This window comes from Pandoraea sp. PE-S2R-1 (genome assembly GCF_002179865.1).
Classification (GTDB): Bacteria; Pseudomonadota; Gammaproteobacteria; order Burkholderiales; family Burkholderiaceae; genus Pandoraea.
This window is the reverse complement of record NZ_NGUR01000174.1, coordinates 1-384: the sequence shown is the minus strand read 5'-3', so window position 1 is coordinate 384 and position 384 is coordinate 1. Positions and strand designations below refer to the sequence as shown.

Here is a 384-nt window from a genome sequence, read left to right as displayed (position 1 = left end):
AGTTCGGTACGATGCTGGGCATTCAGCACACGTTCTGAGCCGTTGTCCTGACGACGCCAGAAAGCGCCGCATCGCGAGCGTTTGACGCGTGTGGACTGTCCGGGGGGACGGTCGGCGCGTGATGCGATGCGGCGTCATCCCCTGTTGCGCGGCATGCGACGTGGTGGCGGTGCCGCGCGCCACGAGAGAGTGATCCGGCAGACGTCGTGCGGCATGACCGTGCGCAGCCGAACATTCCCCGAGCTGCGCCATTGCGCATGATTTTCCTGCCCGGCCCGGGCGATGATGCTCGCTGCAAGTGCGAAGGTTTTCCCGGGCCGCGTTTTTTCCGTCTTCTCCTTCCGCACGTTCCTGTACTTCGTGCGTGTCGTGTCTTTCGTCTTT

Annotated in this window: 1 protein-coding gene; it reads right to left on the bottom strand. The window is 63.5% G+C overall.

Features of this window, described 5'->3' with window-relative positions:
* Positions 1 to 134: 134 nt before the first annotated feature.
* The coding region (locus CDV44_RS28350; protein WP_212677169.1) for a hypothetical protein at positions 135 to 384 on the bottom strand (250 nt) is incomplete at its 5' end.